Raw genomic sequence first — 17,043 nt, 5'->3', positions numbered from 1 at the left:
CCGGTCCTTCGGACTTGAGACCTATTGATAGACGGTAGTGTGGCGGCGCACTGGCCGGAAACGGGTGTCGGTAAGCATGTCTTCTTCCTCTGCCTCCGGGGCGGCATCATCGCCGGATCCGGAAACAGCTGGCTTCAGCCAACCGATATGTCCCAGTGTTGCAGAATTGGTCGCATCCATCCGAACGGAAGACGCGCATCTCTTGGGCAGGGCCAACTCGATTTCGTATTCGATCTCGAGGCCAAGATAAAAATCGATGAGGTCAAATAGTTTTTCTGTCCATGGATTGGGTTTAACCCGTGTTGGTGGAAGAAACTTCCGGTATTCCTCCAATGTGCTGGTAAAAATTCTGATCCGGATCTTGTCGCTAACACTGTAGACTTTTGAACCCACAATGGTGTCGGCGCCAAGTTGCCCGGCACCTCCCGGACCGAAACCGCCCAGCTTGAGCTGATCATCCTTGTCCAGATGAAGCCACGTTCCCACGCACTGATCGATTTCCACCTTCACGTCGAAAACACCCGTGATGAGGGCTTTCAAACGGGCAGCGCTTTTTGTCTTTGGCGACATAAGCCCGCCATAGAGCAGCTTGAGCCGGTCATCTATCCTGTCGAGATCGCGGTAGATGGGAGAGCCGATACCAATTGTCGAGCCGAGGTAGGCAAGGAACCGGTCATCGTCTGGCCGGTCATGCTGAACGATTGGTCGCGCATCCGCCCATGCGCGGTAAAACAATTGCACGAAGCGATTGTTGAACATGTCCAGGAACCGCGGAAAGCTGTCTTCGCCCTTCAGCCCGCTCATAATCGCTTCGTCGGTATAGGCGGAGGGAAGGGCGCCTTGCGGGCCGAGCATGCCGAGGAAACGCTCCAGCAAAACGAGCCCGCCGTCACCGTCACGCGTAGCGCGTTCTATTGTGGACGTCGCGAACTCGCTCGACGGGTCCTGGCCGAAGCGAACGATGTCTTCCATCATGCGCCGACTCTTGCCGATCCTGGGAGGGGCAGGTTCTTCGGCGTTCTTGGGTTTCACGCCAGGCTCGGAATGTCCGGGTGCTGTCTGCCCTTCAAGCATTCTCAACACGGCCAGAAGGTCGTGTCCGCCGGGATGTTTCTGGATGCGCTCAGCCAGCGCTGCGAGCAGTGAAGCGTATTGCTGCTGGACAGGGACTTCGATACGAGGCGCTTCCGGCAGAGATTCTTCATCTGCTGGTTCTGTCGTGGGAGGCAAGGCTTGCGGGCGCAGGTCCTCGTCAACCTTCTCCGGGACTGCATCGTTATCAGAAGAAACTTCTCTATCTCTCGTTTCTGACTGCTGTGGTTCGGACAAGGTAGGGGTGGCGTCGACTACTGCCGAAGCAGGCCTTGCCTGTTCGATCGCGTGCGATTTTCTTTCGTGCGATTCAATCGAGTGCTCGGACGGGTCGTCTTCTTGAGCGACTTCGGCCCAGACCGTGTCCGAACTGGCGGTTTCGGAGCCGTCTGCCGTCGTCGTCTCGTCTTCTTTTTCAGGCCACAGCGGAGCCTTCCGTGCAGACGATGGTACGACGGTCTTGTCTCGTGCAACGCTGGTTTTGGTCAGATCCTTGTCCGCCGGCCCAGTCATAGAATTCCTTTCGCCCCTATACGCGGCGGCCACTTCATGATTATCCCGCGCTCAGTCGTTGCGATCACGCATTGGGTGAAATGGTTGATTGAAGCGTATTCCGCCAGGAACCGGTCAAGAACAGCCCCCAACAGGAAAGCACTTGCACCTTCGAAGGCCTTGTCATCGAGTGTGATCGTGACTTCCAGACCTCTTGCAACGCCTGTTCCGGACTTTTGTTGCAAACGACGCACCACCGGCCTGGTCGATACCGACTGGACGGATTGGGCCTGACGGTCAGCTGCACTGTCTGAAAGCGGCGCGAACACGCTCAGCACATCGCGAAAGGACTGGCCGTCGCGGCCGGCAGCATCGTGAACGAGACCAGTATGGTTCAAAGCCAGAATATTGATCAGTCTCCAGGCAATGGCTCCGGCATGGCCCTGTTCCCCGAGCCTTTCGTTGTAGGATAGCAGCGGCGGTCTTGGGGATGTCGGTCCGGCCACGCAGTCCACCTTGAGACCCGTATCTTCCAGGATCCGGAAATCCCCCATAGTGGACTTATCCGGATTTGTTCCCACGGGGAGATCTGCTGCGAGTGACCGGTTGGACGCCAGCACCTTCAGCGACAACTCCGAAAGGCGTTTCTTGCCTGTTTGCATGAGAGCGGCGGCCTGAGCGCCGCTGGAAATGGAGATGAAGGTTTCCGTACCAATGTAAGAGCTCGGCTGCATACGCCGGACTTCGGAAGATGACTGACGCCTCGGCAGACGGCGGATGGTATAAAACCATTCGTGGCCGGCTTTTTCAGTATCTGGAGCAACACTGTAGAGCGGTTCGACCGGGCGCTTTTCGCCGCCCGAGAAATGAGCTGACACCTCTGTAACCGCATGTACCTCGTAATCCAGCGGCCTCGTCCGGTCCGTTATGACCGCAAATTCGTGCTGTCCTTTCTTGATCGGTACCCTGTCAGTCTGCCGCTCGAAAAGGTTGACGGCGGGTGCTGAATGGAGCGCGAAAATCTTGCGCTCAACGTGCGCCGGCAAGCGGTTTTCTACTTCGTCAAAGACAAAGATCAAGTCGAAGGACTTGGCTTTGATCCTGTCCAGGTACCGGCGCAAGCCTGTCAGGCGGAAGCCCAGGAAACTGCGTGGAAAATTGAAATAATCGCGAAGATGGTCGAAGCCGGTGAACAGGCGCAGATCATTGTGCAGCAGGGCATCTTCTTCGTCGAAACCAAGTTGTTCGATGGCATCGACAGGCAGACGCTGCAAACTGGACTGACCGAAGGCGTCCTCGGTGCGGATGTAGAGCGCAATCGTGTGTCCAAAGATCTGCTCGTAGACCTTTGCCGCCAGATCCAGTGGCCCAATCAAGCGGACAGGAAGCGTGTCGATCCTGCAACCCGATACCTGGTACTCAGGTTTTTTCAGAGCCTCCTCGGCGGATACTTCGTTTTCCGCATCATCGGACATCCTGTGGGTCATCGAGATCGAAAGGCCCGCGCGGGTCCGACGGTCCTCGGCCATCTCGGCACCGAGACCAGACACCTGAGCCGCCGAACTCAGATACTTTGCCCCGGTGAGTTCAAGCGGAGTGAGTGTGATCGGTGAGGTGAGGGTGAACCGGCAGCGAACCTCTCCCTGCCGTTCACGGAACACAGCTTCCATGGGAGCGTGACGTTCGATCTTTATGCCATTTCGTAGATTTGCATCGCCATACTTCGGAGTGATCCGTGCAAGTACGAGAGAGGGAATCGGTGCAAGCGCGGTCGGATAGAGTTGCTCGAACAGGTTTGAGGTGAATTCGGCAAATTCGTGCTTCATTTTCAGTTGAACGCGCGCCGAAAGGAAAGCTGTGCCTTCAAGCAAACCGGACAGCATGGGGTCGGACCGGTCTTCCAGGAGACCGCCCAGACGTTCTGCGACAGCCGGATAAGCCTCCGCAAACGAGGCCCCTTGTTCCCGCAGATACGTCAGTTCCTGATTGTAAAGGTCGAGAAATTCGCGGTTCATGCAGTCGCCCCGATGATCTTGATGCGGCCAAAGGCAGGATCGACGTCTGCAACGAATTCACTTGCGACCCGGATCGGATCGCATCGAATCTCAGCCTTGATGATAAATCTGACCTTGAACGTATCGCTTTCGAGACTGTCGTCGCGCTCAACCTTCAATGTGCGAGGATCCATGCGAGGTTCGAAATGAACAAGTGCCTGGCGGATGTCTTCGGCGAGCCGATTGATACGGATGGTATCGACGATATGGACAGACAAGTCTGGCAGGCCGTAATTGATGATTGAACTCTCGACTTCCGGAAAGTCTGATAGGTCCTGCGCGGAATTGAGGTTGACCGTGTTGAGCAGCGCTTGAAGGTCGCGGCGGACTTCGGCAAGTAACGCGTGCTCCGAAACACCGTAGGATCTGGAAAGTCGACGGCCGGACCTGAGGTTTTCGTCACCCTGTGTCTCTTTTTGTTTGGCTTGAGCGGCCTTGTAGTCCGGGTCGTCCATTGCACGGAAGGCCCACATCAGCGGGGAGTGCATTTTCACATTTGATTTAGCCATCGGCCAAGCCCACGCTGACTGCTGCCTCAGAAATTCTAAAGTATGACCTTCGCGGAACTGCTTAGACGGGCGAAATTCCACATCGCAGGTCCAAACCAAAAAAGGCTGCCGCACCGAAGCGCGGCAGCCTGACCGGCCGAAGCCTTATTTCTTTTCGTTTGCTGCAATGTCCCAGGCAAACTCGGGAGTTGCACCCTTGGAACCGTCCGGCTTCTGCTCGGTGTACATATATTTGTACTCACCGAAGTTCAGCGTAACGCTTTCCGTGATGCGGTCATCAGAGCCGCTGCCGCCGCTCGACACGTTGGTCACGATAATGTCCTTCATTTCGAGTTTGATGTATTCCAGCGGGGTTTCACCGGCAGCCTTGCGAACGAACAGGGTGCCTTTGGCGATATGCTTGCCGGTCGACACATGCTGCAGCAGTACCGGGGTTGATTTGTCGACGAACTTGGTGACGCTCAGGTCCTGGAAATGTGCCTTGCCGGAGCCTGAACCCGAACCCATGTGGGTGGTACCGGACTGGGAGGCGCCCCACGACCAGGACAAAACGTCAATCTCATCCTTGTGGCTCTTGTCCTGAGATTCGCCGTTGATGCCGTCAAGTTTCAGAAAAAAATCTACAGCCATTTTAATAAATCCTTTTGGTTGTTGAGGGCCAGGTAAATAGTCCTGGCTCAAACTCTGCTATTTCTAACAACTACCTCGGACCTCATGGTCCAAACCCCTAAGCGCATGCGCGCCATGTTCTTACCTCCGCCCGGGAAAACCGGGTTGCATCCGGTGAGGATGCTTGCCGTGGGGCGGGCTTCCGCCCCGCCGGCAATTCGTGAAATCAGTTGCCGTCTTGCGGAATGCGGGACGCCAGGCTCATGCCGATGTCCATGCCTTCCAGCTGATAGTGCGGACGAAGGAAGAACTGAGCCCGGTAATATCCGGGATTTTCCTCGTCGGGCACGATCGTGACCTTGGCTTCCCGCAGCGGCTTGCGCGCCTTGGTTTCCTCGGTCGAATTGTCCGGATCACCATCGACGTAGTCCATGATCCAGTCGTTCAGCCAACGTTGAAGCTGCGCCGTTTCCTTGGTCGAACCGATCTTGTTGCGCACCATCACTTTCAGGTAGTGGGCGAAACGAGTGGTTGCGAACATGTAAGGCAGACGGGCGGACAGGTTGTCCGATGCCGTTGCGTCCTTGCCGTCCGGTCCGGAGAACTGGCGAGGCTTGAAGACAGACTGTGCGCCAAGAAATGCTGCCTGGTCCGTGTTCTTCCGGTGGATCAGCGGGATCAGACCCAGACGGGAGATCTCGTGTTCGCGCCGGTCGGAAATCGCAATCTCCGCAGGGCACTTCTGATCCACACCGCCATCGTCGGTTTCAAAAACGTGGGTCGGCAGATTTTCCACCAGACCGCCACTTTCGACACCGCGGATACGCACGGTCCAACCGAATTCCTTGTAGGCGCGGTTGACATTGGTCGCCATGGCGTAAGCCGAACTCATCCAGGCGTAATTTTCGTGGCTGTCTTCGCCAAACTCTTCTTCGAAGGCGAATTCTTCCACCGGGTCGGACTTTGCTCCATATGGCTGGCGGGCCAGAACGCGCGGCATTGTCAGGCCCAGGTAACGGGCGTCTTCGGATTCCCGCAATGTCCGCCACTGAGCATGGATCTCTGTATCGAAGATCTTGGACAGGTCGCGCTTGGCGGGCAGTTCCGTCCAGCTTTCCATCTGCATCAGCTGCGGATCGGCCGCAGCCAGGAACGGTGCGTGTGCAGCCGAGGCAATCTTGGCCATGCCGCGAAGGACGGTGATGTCCTGCGGATCGTAGGAGAATTCGTAGTCCCCCACGAGGCAGCCATAGGGCTGACCACCGAGCTGTCCGAATTCGGCTTCATAGATCTGCTTGAACAGCGGGCTCTGGTCCCACTTTGCGCCACGGTAGCTCTTGAACACGCCTGCAAGTTCTTTCTTGGAGATGTTCAGGAACTGAAGCTTGAGCGACGCGTCGGTCTCGGACTGATGCACGAGGTAATCGATACCGCGCCAGGCGCTTTCCAGGGTCTGGAATTCGGGCGCATGAATGATCTCGTTCACCTGTGCCGTGAGCTTTTCGTCCAGCTTGGCAATCATCTCGTCGATCGTGTCGTAGACGTCTTCCTTGATGAGCGCCTGATCGGAAAGGGCTTCGGCAAGGAAGGTCGACATAGCGTTGTCAACCAGCTGATTGGCCGTATCGTTTTCGTTCTTGATCCGGAAATTCTGCTTCAGGATCGAGGCGAATTCCTCGGGGCTTTTTTCAACCGCGACTTCGCCGGCTGCTGCGCCACCTGCTTGGGCGCTGGTATCGGTGTTGCTCATTTATGCCTCCTCCGTGCCTTCGCCGTCTGCCGGCTTGTCGGCGGACGTTCCCTTGTCAGCTTCCATTTTCTGAGCAAGTGCCTGCATCAGGGCCGGGTCTCGCGTCAGCTCTTCCAGCTGGGAGATCGCCTGAACACGCCCGTCCATCATTGTGCGCAACGCGGCAAGGCTGCGACGTGCATCGAGCAATTTTTTCAGGGCAGGAACCTGTTCGGCAACATGGCCCGGGGTGAAGTCGTCCATGCTTTTGAAGCGCAGCTGAACGCTCATCTTGGAGCCTTCGTCGCCGGACAGTTTGTCCTTGACGGTGAAGGAGGTGCCGGGTTCGATCGCTTCCATGCGCTTGGAAAAATTATCCATGTCGATGTCGAGAAATTTGCGATCATCGATGTCGGCTTTTTCAGCGCCTGGGTTGTCGCCGGAAAGGTCGGCCATAACGCCCATCACGAAAGGCAGCTCTACCTTTTGTTCCGCGTCAAAAGGATCTTCGTAGAAAATGTGGACCCGCGGAGGTCTGTTTCGTTTGATAAAACCTTGCCCACTGTTCGATGCCATTTTACTTGCCTTTCAGTTTTTTGACCCAGAAGAAAAAAGGTCAATTTTAATCAAAAACTATCGCGCAACTCTTTTTGTCTAATTTTCTTATTGGGTTGGCGCTGTGTTTCGTTGATATCTATGTACTTCGTTTTTGAGGGTTTGGAAGTGATGACTGTCACACTATCTATGGTTTGTATTTTTCTGAAAATATTGAGGACCCGTTGGCGTTTTGAGTCAAGTAAGAAGCTGGAAACCCAAGGTAATGGGCGGGTTGTATCTCCTGTCGGCTCAGTCCTCTTCGGGCCGCAGAAACAGGTTGAGAAGACCGGCAAATGACCCGGAACTCATGTTTTGAGCCTCATCCAGCAACAGGGGAATAGGGCTGGTGGGTTCGTTGGACGTATAGTAACCCTTGACCGCTGCAATTCCCTTCATTGCGTCGTTCCTGCTTTCGATCACCATCACGGTAAAATCGTCAATTTCACCCAGGTCCCGATCACCGCCGTCGTTCAGATCGACAAGACGGTCGTTGGAAAGCTGAAGGCCACTTGCGCCCAGTATCAAGGAAACATCGTCGAACCGGCGAGGCATCAGGATTTTCAGGGCATCCAGATAGGACTTGCCGACCAGGCCGCGCGCTTCGCGAACGAGAAAAAGAGCAGGGTGGGAAGGTTCCCGTGTGGCAAAGTATTCCTCGACCGCATCAAGAATGAGTTTCGCCTGGGCAGCGTTCTTTATTTCAGACTGAGCCGCCTGCGGGGTGGTTGCTTCTGCCGTGTTCGAATCGTCGTCTTCGGCTGAAGACGCTTCCGTCTCCTCGGGAGAGAGACGTCCGAGGCGAGTGTTCAGCTCGACATTCATCTCCTTCAGGAGAGTCGACAAGGTCTCGTAATTTGGAGGCGCGGCCTTTGCGCCGCTCGCCTTCAGCTTCTCGGTACACAGCTCGGCAATCTGCTGTAGTTCATCAGGAAGCTCGCCGAGATCCTTCAGAACTTCTTCGATGGCATCTTGTTCAAGCTCGCCAGAGGTCAGTGCGGCCTCGATGGCGCCGAGCGAAATCGTATGCTCATCCGGTCGCGGGGTTGTGTCGCCGTTGGCAATCTGAATGGCGCGATAGCTGATAGGCCCTGTTCGGCGGGTCTTCAGGAGCGGCGCAGCTTCCAGTGGAAGTATGACTGAGGGCCGATCATTGAGTGACTCTAGAGCTCCGATTCGCTCCATATGGCCGAAATCGGCATCGCTCGGATGAACGTCGTCCCAATGGTTTTCCAGCAGCTTACGAATGATTCGAATGGCGTTTGCAAAGGTATGGACCTGCCCGCCCAACAAACCGAACTGAGCGAGAATCACCAGCAATCTCAGGTCTCTGGACTGCTTCAGAAAACCGTCCATCTGCTTGAAGAGATCGGTGAAGTCGATCTCCGTCCGGTCGAATTCGCTGAACCGTTCAGGCAGCAGCTCCTCGCACGAATCCAGCAGTGCCGCGAAGGCAGGCTCCGTATCGTATAGGTCCGGCCCGCAGCCTGCACCCGGCGCAATCTCAGTGCCGTAGGTTTCCGGATCGAAATTCATTCGTGCTCCCCAGCCCGGTGTGCATGCCGGATCTATTTTCGGGACCGGTCCCGCTTATTGTTCAGGCAAGCCGGACCGGAAAGCTCACCGGTCCGGCGTTTTCGATGTGTGGAAAGTTACTGTTCAAGCACGAGCTTGCTCTCGACGCGGCGGTTGGCCGGGTCGTTGACGTCGGCAACCTTCGGCCGTGTTTCGCCATAGGCAACGGTCTTCAGACGTGCCCGGCTAACCCCGAGGTTCACCAGAAACTGCGTAACAGCTTGTGCCCGGTCTTCGGAGAGGCGCTGGTTGTAAGAGGCAGAGCCAATTCCATCCGTGTGGCCTTCGATGACGAAGGTGGCTTTGGCGAGATCCGGGTCGTTGATGCCCTTGGCAAACTCGCGCAGATTCGCCTGCGCGGATGGACTTAGTCGCGCCGATGCATATTCGAATGAAACCAGCAGATTGAAAGCCGCGTCGATGGCGTTGGTTTCCGGGTCGACAACAAGTGTCTGCTCGGTTTCACCGCCATCCTTGGAGACTGCAACCTGGCCGCCTTCGTTCGGTTTGGCATTCGGATTACATTCATCTCGCGTCCCGATGCACAGTGCCCGGGTTCCGCCGGCCGGCTTCAGCGAACGCGTTTTGAGTTGCTTGAAATGCTTGCTGACTTCATCGGCCGAGTAGGTGGCATCCTGGGCGAACGCAGGCGCCGAACCCACGATCGGCAACGCTGTGGCAAGCGAAATCGAGGCGGCAAGCAAAGAGCGGCGAAGGCCGGAGCGAACGGCAGGGGCTTGAGCGAGCGAAGTTGCAAAAAGGGTCACGATTTCAATCCTCCCTTGTGGAGTGTTCAGATGCGATAGCGCATTGGGCTTCGAAATGGATCGTGCCATATGAATAAGAATAATAGTGTGGCGTAAGTCACTAAAGTGCGATTTGATGTCAGTATGTCGTTTTGCAGGCAAGAAGCAAGAGGAGAGCTTTGGGGGAGACGTGGGTGAGCTGGTCTTAATATATTAAGGCGGCAGGAGCCCTTCCGACCGCAGTCGGGGAGGGGTTTACCCTCTTCGTCACAAAAGGGTTTGAAGTTCAAAATAATTGCATCAACTGTGTTGTTGAGCACACTATTTTTGCCGGAAACGCCCTAGTGTCTGAAACGTGGTAGCCGCCAGGCTGCCAGATGCTCAAAGCGCGTTATTTCCGAGGAGACTTTTCGTGGCCGTAGGACAACTCAAACAAGCCAAGCGAATGGCCGAGCTGACATCGGTCTTTGGCCAAGACGAGCTTTCCGTTGTCACCATCGAGTGCGACGAAGGACTCAGCGAGGATTTTGAGATCAGGCTTGAGGTTCTGAGTCAGAAAGAAGACCTGAATTTCGACAATGCCATCGCGACTCACATGACGGTGAAGGTCGTCACCAACAACGGTGACACGCGACATTTCGATGGTCTGTTGACCGACGCGAAATGGATGGGCTATCGAGATTCCTATTACATTTACAAATTGACACTGCGTCCCTGGTTTTGGCTGCTCACCAAGAATTCCAATTGCCGAATCTTCAAGGACATGTCCGCGCCTGAGATCATTTCTTCTGTTCTTGGGGAACACGATTTTGCCGATTTCCAGAACAAACTCACGGAAGCCTATGACCAGATCCACTACTGCGTCCAGTACAGGGAATCGGACTACGATTTCTGCTGCCGGTTGATGGAAGAATTCGGCATTTCCTATTTCTTCGAACAGCGCGACGGCAAGCACACCATGATCCTGGCGGACGCGAAATCGTCCTTCAGCTCAATCGTGGGAAGCAGCTCCATCCCCTATATCGCTCTTGGCGGTGACAGCCAGAGGAAGGAGGAGCACCTCTACCACTGGATCCCGACCCGCAAGTTCCGGACTGGAAAGTTTGCGGTCAATGACTATGATTTCGAAAAGCCGAGCGCGTTGCTGGAAGCTGAACGCGACGCCGGGGCTCGCTATCGGGCTGGGTCACTTGAAAATTACGACTATCCGGGCCGCTACACCGAAACGAACCAAGGCACCAAATTCAGCAAAATTCGCCTGGAAGCCGAACAGGCTGCCGACAAGCGAATTGAAACTGCGGGTGAAGTACCGCGTTTCTTCGCAGGCGGTCTGTTCACGCTGAAAGACCATCCCCACTCTCCGCAGAACAAGGAATACCTGATCGTGCGGGCGAGCCATCAGATCATCACCGAGCAATATCGTACCGGTGGTAGCGGGGCCCAGGGAGAGGCCTACACCGGGACATACGATGTTCTGTCTTCAGACATACCGTTCCGCTCGCCAGCCGTGACTCGCAAACCGCGGATCCCCGGTCCTCAAACGGCGAAAGTCGTGGGACAAGGCGAGATCGACGTGGACGAGTACGGCCAGATCATGGTCGAATTTCACTGGGATCGCGAGAAGACTCAGTCTCGGCGCGTGCGTGTGGCTCAGGTGTGGTCAGGCAAGAACTGGGGTGGCATCTACATCCCGCGTGTGGGTCAGGAAGTCATTGTGCAGTTCCTGGAAGGTGACCCGGATCAGCCGATCATCGTCGGCACGGTCTATAATGCCGAAAACATGCCGCCATACGATTTGCCTGGAGAGAAAAATAAGGCCGGAATCAAGTCTGATTCGACAGTTGGCGGCGGTGGATACAACGAGTTTGTGCTCGACGATACCAAGGGGCAGGAACTCATTGGGATGCATGCCCAGAAAGACATGGAGACCGTTATCGAGAATAACGAATTGCTGCATGTCAAGAATTGCCGGGAAACGAAGATCGATGTCGACCGGACAGAAAAGGTCGGCAAGAACACGACAGAAAAGATCGGCATGAATTGGAAGGTGACCGCTGGTACCCAGATTCAGTTCATCTGCGGCACAAGCAAGATCACCATGACCCCGGCGTCGATCAAGATCGAGGCATTGAAGATCGATGTGGTGGCAACGACGGCGGTGACGACGAAGGGCCTTTTCAACAACGTGAAAGCCGACGCCTTGGTCACGGTCAATGGCGCTCTTGTGAAGATCAACTGATGCATTGGTCCTTAGCCGCGGAAACGACAAGACAAGAAACGGAGTAGAGCTGATGGGATCACGAATCCGCTTTACAAAGGCAAAGCAGGTTTTCGAAACATATCCGGAGTTGTCGGAGACGGTCAGCGAACCAGGTGGTGATGTAGCTCCTGAAGACTATACGATTGAACTTCAGGACAGCGAGGAGCCGAACACGGCAATTGAATACTTCGCCCATGTTTTGCCGAAGCGCGAGGCGGTCTGGTGGGCCATGAATTGCGTCAAGGGACTTGAGAACGTCACAAGCGAACATGACCGTGAAATCCTGAAGCTGAGCGAAAACTGGGTCCGCGAAGGCGATGAAGAGGCCCGGGCTGCCGTGCACGCGGCGGCGGAAGCTGCAAAGAGCGACAGCGCCTCCGTTTGGGTTGGATTTGCCGCCGGCTGGTCCGGTGGGTCGTTGTCTCCGAACCCGGAATACCGCGTCGAGATGCCGGACCATCTGACGGCAAAAGCCGTGAATGCAGCCGTCCTGATTGCTCTTGGAAAACTCCTGCCGGACGAACGCGAGCAAGCTCTGAGATCCTGTCTTTCGGCAGGTCTGTCCTTCGCTGGTGGTGATGCCATGCCGGTGGTGAGAGTGAAATCTTCGGCGTCTGCCGTTTAAAAAACAAAGGAAAGACGCGGGAATGCGCATAACGCTCCAGATTGAAAATGTTGACCGGTTGGAGACCGGCGGTCAGCTGTCTTACAGCTGTGCCGACCGTGGCTTTGATATTGGCCGGCACGAACATCTGGACTGGAGCCTGCCGGATCCGCAACGTGTGATTTCCGGCAAGCATTGCGAAGTGCGTTTTGAAGACGGGCAGTTCATTTTGTACGACTGCTCCACGAACGGCACCTTCCTGAATGGCAGCCAGACGCGTATGGATAAGGCACATGTGCTGCGTTCAGGCGACCGTCTGATGATTGGCGATTACATAATTGCGGTTTCGCTGGAAGCCCCTTCCGCCTATCAGGCGGGGTCGGCGACACCAGTTGCCACTGCACAATCTCATCCGTGGGACGCCCCGCAACATTCGTCCCCGCCCGCAGGCTCGGCGTGGCCTACTGGTCCCGGTCCGGCCGGTGCTGCGCCGGCTCACTATCCGATGGACAACCAGGGTGGCCCCTGGGCATCTCCGGTAACCGGCATGGAAGGGCGGCACGCACCGCCGTCTTCTAACCCGGGCGTCGGCACGCCAGTAGATGATGTCTGGAGCCAGCAGGGCCATGGCTGGGGAACGGCTGACCCGTCGCTCTACGATCCAAATGCGCATGTTGGTGAACGGGAAGCCGCGCGGCCTGCTCAGGCGGATCCGCTCGATCATCTGGCCCAGCAACCCCACCTGCAATCTGCCGGGTCGTCTCCGGTCGATCCGGTTTTCAGCGCCCCTTCGCCGGACGCGCAGTCTCCTTTCCCGGCTCTTTCCGACAATCCAGGCGGGGAAGCTGGCGAACCGCTCTTCCAGATGCCGGAACTTCAGCAGGACACGCCACCGCAGGAGAAAGCTTCGGAAACGGTACCGGCACAAGCAAGCGAACCAAGCGCATCACCTTTTCCAGAGGCCCCGGTCTGGACCGCTCCGGTTTCAGAAGCAACGCAAAGCGAGCCTGTGCCTGCGCAACTGCCTGAACAACCAGCGCCCGTAAAGCAGGCTGTTGAGGAGGCACCTGTCATTGGTGCCACACAAGAAACTGGACAGGCATCCCTTGCACCGCGAGAAATGGCGGTCACTTCCGAGGCCGGGAACGTGGCGGCCAATCTCGACTTCATAAAGGCCTTCGCGGAAGGAGCCGGTATTCCGGTAGCCGCGTTGGAAGGGCGCGACCCGGAGGCATTCGCTCGGGAAATCGGGGCCATTCTGCAAGGCATCACCGGTGATCTCATGGGGCTGCTCCAAGCCCGCAGCCAGGTCAAGGCGATGACGCGCAATACGAACCGCACGCTGATCATGCGCAGCGGCAACAACGCCCTGAAGTTTTCGCCAACCCCGCAGATGGCGTTGCAGACAATGCTGGCACCGGGCGCAGAGGAAAACGGCTATTTGCCAATTTCAAAGGCGATGCAGGCGGCGTTCAAGGACATCCAGAAACATCATGTCTGGACGTATGCAGCCATGCAAAAGGCTGCCGGAAGGTTTGAGGAAAAGCTGTCCCCAAAGGCAATCGAAGCGGAAGGCCAGATTGCCAAAAGCACGTTCGGCAACCAGAAGGCCAAGCTTTGGGAGCGAATTGAGGAACGCTGGAGTTCCCTGTCCGGTTCGTATGACGATGGCGTGGTCGGGCTTTTCACGCAATACTTTACCGAAAGCTATGAAGAATTGAGCAGTGACGATCCGGAACAGAACTCCGGATTGATGAATTAAGACCTTCGTGAGTTTTCAAGAACGCGAAGGCGCGAAAGCGTTAAGGGAGCAGTACCTTTATGTCGTGGTATAGCAAGGTTGCATGGACCGAAGGCCTGTTTCTGCGGCCTCATCATCTCCAGCAGAGCGACCGCTACGCGGAGCATCTGGTGGACGAACGGGTCCGTTTTGCCTCTCCCTATCCCTGGGGTTTCTCGGAACTGGAAATAGACCAGGACGTCGGCCAGCAATGCCGATTTGCACTGCGCTACGGGCGCGGCATCTTCTCCGATGGGACAGTGTTCAATTTCCCGGCAGATGGTACGCCGCCGCCTGCCATCGACGTTCCAGAGGATGCTGCTGGACAGATTGTCTGGTTGGGCATTCCTGAGACGACCGTCAATGCGGTTGAAGTCGCCAACGGCGGCGACGATGCCGCCACGCGCTACATTCAGGGCAGAGAGACCATAATAGACTCGACCTCCACCATTCGGCAGGAGGAAGAGATCGACGTCGCGCACCCGCGCTTGCAGTATTCAATCCGCTCGACACCGCACCCCGGGCAGGTCTGCTTGCCGGTTGCCCGTATTACGGAAATCAAGGACCGTATCGTCATCACCGACGGCACCTTTGCTCCGCCGGTCCTGGCCTGCCACGTTCATCCGGTCATTACCGGCTGGATTGATTCCGTTATCGGCTGGGTGGAGCGAAAACTGAGTGAACTGGCGCGTTACGCGGCCGACACGTCGGCTGGTGGCGGGCTGCAGAATTTCGATTATCTGACCCTTCAGTTGCTCAACCGCACGTACCCTTTGCTGATGCATCTGCGCAAGTCGGCGTATGTGCATCCGGAACGGCTCTATTCCCAGTTCTTGCAGCTTGCAGGAGAACTTGCGACCTTCGCGACGGAAGAACGCCGGGCCCGTAACTACCCGGTTTACGATCACGACAAGCTGCATGATGTTTTCAAGCCAGTCCTTGCCGATATTCAGGCGTTCCTGTCTGCCGGATACGACAGGCGGGCCATCCGTCTGCCTCTGGAGCAACTCGCGCCGAATGCGTTCAAGTCGACCATTGTCGATCGCAATCTGTTCTCGCAGGCGGGCTTTGTCATCGAAGTGGCTGCCCGCAGGCCATTGACGGAAATTCAGAACGAGTTTCCCCGGCTCTTCAAGGTTGGCCCTTTCGGCCAGATGCGCCAGATCGTTTACTCCAACCTTCCAGGCATCCCTCTGATCCACATGCCGGTGCCGCCGGCGCAGATCAGGGCGCTGACCGACCGGGTGTATTTCCGGTTGGACAAGACAACGCCTCTTTGGCGCGAATTCAGCCAGGATTCGGCAATCGGGCTGCAATTTTCCGGCAACTGGCCGGACCTGCAGCTTGAGTTCTACGCCGTCCGGGAGGGCCGCTGATGTCGGACAATGACGATCCCTTTGGCGTCTCCAAACGCAAGGGAAAGACAATTGTTATGCCCAATCCGGGCGGGCGATGGAGCGAAGGGCAGCAGGGGCAACAGCCACCGCAGCAACCAGCTCCGCCGCAGCCGGCACCACCTCATGCGCCGCCCGGACACGCGGCGCCTCCGCCGCCCAATCCGCCAGCCGGGGGGCGTGACCCCTGGCAAAGTGGTGGAGGAGGTGGCCGGGACCCTTATGCGCCGACGCCGGCCGGTTACGAATATGGCGAGCAACAAGCACCGGATCTCAGAACGCCGCCGGGAGGATATCAGACACCGCAGGCCGCGCCTCCGCAGCCGGGTGCAGCTCCAGCGCAAGGGGCCGGGAAATTGGCCCATATGCCGGACATCAACCAGATCCGCGTTGCCAACAGAAACCCGATTTCCCGCGCGGCAGCACCGCTTCTTCTTCTTCTGGGCCGGCTTCACCTGACAATGACGGATGCCCAGTTCGACCAGTTGATGCGGGATGTTTACAGCTCCATCAAGACGTTCGAAAAAGAATTGCGCAGCGCCGGAATTACGGACGATCAGATCCGTTCTGCTGCCTATGCGCTGTGCGCGACTTCCGATGATATCGTGCAGAATCTCCCCTCGGCGGGACGTCATCAATGGACACAATATTCCATGCTGACGCAGTTCTTCGGTCAGGCAACCGGCGGCGTCGAGTTTTTTCAGTTGCTGGAAAAGGCGAAGCAGGACCCAGGCCGCAATTATGGTGTGCTGGAGGTTATGCATTCCTGTCTGTCGCTCGGTTTTTACGGAAAATACCGCGCGATCCAGGGAGGGCAGCAGGGCCTTGAACGCGAGCGTCGCGACCTTCACGAAATTCTGCGGCGCGTCCGGCCGCGGCCTGGCGACGATCTTTCTCCTCATTGGCGCGGCCTCGACCTGTTGCAGAAGCGGACAGGGTTTACTGTGCCGATCTGGTCTGTTGCGGCAGTCGCGGGCGCCTTGCTCCTCGGCGGCTATGTGACCCTGATGCTTCTTCTGTCCAGTGGTAGCGAAGTTGTCGCCGGACGGGCGACCGCGCTTTATCCGTCAGGTCCGATAGAGTTGGCGCGCGAGGGCTATCAACCCAAACCGCCGCCAGCGCCACCGCCGCCCGAAGACGCAACCATCGATGAGGTTTCCGCACAATTGGCTGGTCTCGAGGGGCTCGAAATTTCCCAGGCCGGTCCGGCGATCATGCTGCGCATGCGCGCGCAATTCGATGTCGCAGCGGCCACATTGCGTCCGGAATTTCAGCTACTGGTCGAGCAGGTCAGCCAGACACTCGATAAGGTGGATGGGGAAATTCTGGTCGTCGGTCACACCGATAGCGACCCGATCCGCAACAATCCAAGGTTCCCGACCAATTGGCACCTGTCTGTCGAAAGAGCGAAAGCCGTCGCAGCCGTCATGGAAGCCGTCTTGCAGGAACCTGGGCGGGTCGAAGTGGAAGGCCGCGGCGCCGACGAGCCGATTGCTCCCAACACGAGCAGGGAAGGCAAGGCGCTTAACCGACGCGTGGAAGTCTTCCTGAAACCACCGGCCAAAGGGCTGGTGATTGACAACTGATATCCGGGGCAACCGCAGA

The 17,043-nt window shown here is 56.9% G+C and carries 13 protein-coding genes; 5 read left to right on the top strand and 8 right to left on the bottom strand.

The annotated features are described in order from the left end of the window. Positions 1 to 21: 21 nt before the first annotated feature. From tssG to FMN63_RS26620, 8 genes are all read right to left on the bottom strand, one after another. Complete coding sequence (gene tssG, locus FMN63_RS26655) at positions 22 to 1,638, bottom strand: type VI secretion system baseplate subunit TssG (protein WP_162530116.1); 1,617 nt, start codon at positions 1,636 to 1,638, stop codon at positions 22 to 24. Continuing rightward, positions 1,602 to 3,599, bottom strand: coding sequence for a type VI secretion system baseplate subunit TssF (gene tssF / locus FMN63_RS26650; RefSeq protein ID WP_148587088.1), 1,998 nt, complete (start codon positions 3,597 to 3,599; stop codon positions 1,602 to 1,604). The genes tssG and tssF overlap by 37 nt, the downstream gene beginning before the upstream one ends. Continuing rightward, positions 3,596 to 4,228 carry a type VI secretion system baseplate subunit TssE gene (gene tssE, locus FMN63_RS26645; protein WP_148587087.1) on the bottom strand — a complete coding sequence of 211 codons (633 nt, stop codon included), beginning with the start codon at positions 4,226 to 4,228 and terminating at the stop codon, positions 3,596 to 3,598. Before tssE ends, tssF begins: the two co-directional genes overlap by 4 nt. 63 nt (positions 4,229 to 4,291) lie before the next feature. Beyond that, positions 4,292 to 4,777, bottom strand: coding sequence for an Hcp family type VI secretion system effector (locus FMN63_RS26640; protein ID WP_148587086.1), 486 nt, complete (start codon positions 4,775 to 4,777; stop codon positions 4,292 to 4,294). 205 nt (positions 4,778 to 4,982) lie between these two features. Beyond that, positions 4,983 to 6,506, bottom strand: coding sequence for a type VI secretion system contractile sheath large subunit (tssC, locus tag FMN63_RS26635; protein ID WP_148587085.1), 1,524 nt, complete (start codon positions 6,504 to 6,506; stop codon positions 4,983 to 4,985). Further along, positions 6,507 to 7,061, bottom strand: coding sequence for a type VI secretion system contractile sheath small subunit (tssB, locus tag FMN63_RS26630; RefSeq protein ID WP_148587084.1), 555 nt, complete (start codon positions 7,059 to 7,061; stop codon positions 6,507 to 6,509). 270 nt (positions 7,062 to 7,331) lie between these two features. Beyond that, positions 7,332 to 8,615: a type VI secretion system protein TssA gene (locus FMN63_RS26625; protein ID WP_148587083.1), complete on the bottom strand. Its 1,284-nt coding sequence runs from the start codon at positions 8,613 to 8,615 to the stop codon at positions 7,332 to 7,334. Positions 8,616 to 8,731: 116 nt separating this feature from the next. Continuing rightward, complete coding sequence (locus FMN63_RS26620) at positions 8,732 to 9,421, bottom strand: OmpA family protein (RefSeq protein WP_162530115.1); 690 nt, start codon at positions 9,419 to 9,421, stop codon at positions 8,732 to 8,734. A 391-nt stretch (positions 9,422 to 9,812) separates the two neighbouring features. Between FMN63_RS26620 and FMN63_RS26615 the strand changes: the two genes are divergently transcribed. The 5 genes from FMN63_RS26615 to icmH are packed head-to-tail and all read left to right on the top strand — an operon-like array spanning position 9,813 to position 17,024. Further along, the gene (locus FMN63_RS26615; protein WP_148587081.1) at positions 9,813 to 11,639 is read left to right on the top strand and encodes a type VI secretion system Vgr family protein; all 1,827 of its coding nucleotides are present in this window, start codon (positions 9,813 to 9,815) and stop codon (positions 11,637 to 11,639) included. A 52-nt stretch (positions 11,640 to 11,691) separates the two neighbouring features. After that, positions 11,692 to 12,285 carry a DUF6931 family protein gene (locus FMN63_RS26610; protein WP_148587080.1) on the top strand — a complete coding sequence of 198 codons (594 nt, stop codon included), beginning with the start codon at positions 11,692 to 11,694 and terminating at the stop codon, positions 12,283 to 12,285. Positions 12,286 to 12,307: 22 nt separating this feature from the next. After that, a complete protein-coding gene (gene tagH / locus FMN63_RS26605) occupies positions 12,308 to 14,026 on the top strand; it encodes a type VI secretion system-associated FHA domain protein TagH (protein ID WP_148587079.1) in 1,719 nt (572 codons plus the stop codon). 59 nt (positions 14,027 to 14,085) lie between these two features. Further along, positions 14,086 to 15,420 (top strand): type VI secretion system baseplate subunit TssK, encoded by a 1,335-nt coding sequence (gene tssK / locus FMN63_RS26600; protein WP_148587078.1) that lies wholly within the window; start codon positions 14,086 to 14,088, stop codon positions 15,418 to 15,420. After that, positions 15,420 to 17,024 (top strand): type IVB secretion system protein IcmH/DotU, encoded by a 1,605-nt coding sequence (gene icmH / locus FMN63_RS26595; protein WP_148587077.1) that lies wholly within the window; start codon positions 15,420 to 15,422, stop codon positions 17,022 to 17,024. Before tssK ends, icmH begins: the two co-directional genes overlap by 1 nt. Positions 17,025 to 17,043: the final 19 nt, after the last annotated feature.

This window comes from Stappia sp. BW2 (assembly GCF_008107695.1).
Lineage (GTDB): Bacteria > Pseudomonadota > Alphaproteobacteria > Rhizobiales > Stappiaceae > Roseibium.
This window is presented reverse-complemented; position numbering and strand designations above follow the sequence as displayed.

What these genes read in the sequence shown, in the direction of transcription:
- tssF (WP_148587088.1), bottom strand. Translation starts at nt 3,599, where the DNA reads ATGAACCGCGAATTTCTCGACCTTTACAATCAGGAACTGACGTATCTG.
- FMN63_RS26640 (WP_148587086.1), bottom strand. Translation starts at nt 4,777, where the DNA reads ATGGCTGTAGATTTTTTTCTGAAACTTGACGGCATCAACGGCGAATCT.
- tssC (WP_148587085.1), bottom strand. Translation starts at nt 6,506, where the DNA reads ATGAGCAACACCGATACCAGCGCCCAAGCAGGTGGCGCAGCAGCCGGC.
- tssB (WP_148587084.1), bottom strand. Translation starts at nt 7,061, where the DNA reads ATGGCATCGAACAGTGGGCAAGGTTTTATCAAACGAAACAGACCTCCG.
- FMN63_RS26625 (WP_148587083.1), bottom strand. Translation starts at nt 8,615, where the DNA reads ATGAATTTCGATCCGGAAACCTACGGCACTGAGATTGCGCCGGGTGCA.
- FMN63_RS26610 (WP_148587080.1), top strand. Translation starts at nt 11,692, where the DNA reads ATGGGATCACGAATCCGCTTTACAAAGGCAAAGCAGGTTTTCGAAACA.
- tagH (WP_148587079.1), top strand. Translation starts at nt 12,308, where the DNA reads ATGCGCATAACGCTCCAGATTGAAAATGTTGACCGGTTGGAGACCGGC.
- tssK (WP_148587078.1), top strand. Translation starts at nt 14,086, where the DNA reads ATGTCGTGGTATAGCAAGGTTGCATGGACCGAAGGCCTGTTTCTGCGG.
- icmH (WP_148587077.1), top strand. Translation starts at nt 15,420, where the DNA reads ATGTCGGACAATGACGATCCCTTTGGCGTCTCCAAACGCAAGGGAAAG.